This is a genomic window from Streptomyces sp. NPDC052109 (assembly GCF_040680195.1).
Classification (GTDB): Bacteria; Actinomycetota; Actinomycetes; order Streptomycetales; family Streptomycetaceae; genus Streptomyces.
On the sequence record NZ_JBFAWF010000069.1, the window covers coordinates 1 to 1,719 of the forward strand.

General features: G+C 72.5%; 1 protein-coding gene. It reads left to right on the top strand.

Annotated features, from left to right (window positions below):
* The coding region (locus tag AB0L59_RS42220; protein ID WP_365593520.1) for a condensation domain-containing protein at positions 1 to 1,719 on the top strand (1,719 nt) is incomplete at both ends.

The window sequence follows — 1,719 nt, forward strand, 5'->3', positions numbered from 1 at the left end:
CGAGGCGTTCGCCGAGGTCCTGCGGGTGCCCGAGGTCGGTGTCGACGACGACTTCTTCACCCTCGGCGGCCACTCCCTCCTCGCCGTCCGCCTGACCAGCCGGATCAGGACGCTGCTGAACGTCGAGGTGGAGGTCCGCGACCTGTTCGAGGCCCCCACCGTCGGTGGTCTCGCCGCCCGGCTCGCGGGGGCCGAGGCGGCCCGGACGCCGCTCACGCGCCGGGAGCGCCCGGAACTGGTGCCGCTCTCCTTCGCCCAACGGCGCCTGTGGTTCATCAGCCAGTTGGAGGGGCCGAGCGCCTCCTACAACATCCCGGTGGCACTGCGCCTGACCGGCGAGGTCGACCGCGAGGCGCTGAACGCCGCCCTGCGGGACGTCATCGGCCGGCACGAGGTGCTGCGCACCGTGTTCACCACCCTGGACGGCGAGCCCTACCAGCGGATCCTCGGTCTCGACGACCTGGCCTGGGAGCTGGAAGTCGTGGATGTCGTTGCGGCCGACCTGGATGACGCGGTCGCCGCGGCGTTCGACCACGCCTTCGACTTGGCGGAGCAGGTGCCCTTCCGCAGCTGGCTGTTCCGCAGCGGAGCGGACGACGACGTCCTGGTGGTGGTGTTGCACCACATCGCCGGTGACGGCTGGTCGAGGGCCCCGCTGGCCCGTGACCTGTCGACCGCCTATACGGCGCGGCGCGCAGGGCAGACACCTGAGTGGGAGCCGCTGCCGGTCCAGTACGCCGACTACGCGATCTGGCAGCGCGAACTCCTCGGCGACGGCGACAACCCGGACAGCCTGATGGCCGGCCAGGTCGCCTACTGGCGCGAGAAGCTCGCCGAGGTCCCGGAGGAGCTCGACCTCCCCGCCGACCACGCACGCCCCGCCGTCGCCTCCCACCGCGGCCACGGCGCGCCGTTGCAGGTCCCGGCAGCCGTCCACGCGCGGCTCGCCGGGCTCGCGGCTGCCGAGGGCACGACCATGTTCATGGTGCTGCAGGCCGCCTTGGCCGTCCTGCTGAACCGTGTCGGGGCGGGCAACGACATTCCGATCGGCTCGGCGAACGCGGGTCGTACGGACGAGGCGCTGGACGACCTGGTCGGCTTCTTCGTCAACACGCTCGTGGTGCGCACGGACCTGTCGGGCCGGCCGACGTTCCGGGAGGTGCTCGGCCGGGTGCGGGAGACCACCCTGTCCGCCCTCGCCCACCAGGACGTGCCGTTCGAGAAGCTGGTCGAGGAACTGGCGCCCGCCCGGTCGTTGGCGCGTCATCCGCTGTACCAGGTCTCGCTGGCGCTGGAGAACACCGCCGAGGCCGTGCTCGACCTGCAGGGTGTCTCGACCGGCGGACTGTCGGCCGGGGCGACCGTGTCCCGGTTCGACCTGGAGGTCGGCGTCCGGGAAGCCTTCGACACCGACGGAGCTCCGGCGGGCCTGTATGGCTCGGTGGTGGCCTCCGCCGACCTCTTCGAGCCGGAGTCGGCCGAGCGTCTCGCCCGCTGGCTGGGCCGGGTGCTGGAGACCGTGGCGGCCGACCCGGGTGTGCCGGTGGCGTTGGTGGACGTGGTGGATGGCGCTGAGCGTGAGCGGGTGGCCGGCTGGAATGCCACGGGGCGTGAGGGTGTGCCCGCGTCGGTGGTGGAGTCGTTCGAGGCGCAGGTGGCGCGGGCGCCGGAGGCGGTGGCGGTGGTCGCCGGTGGTGAGCGGGTGTCGTTTGCGGAGTT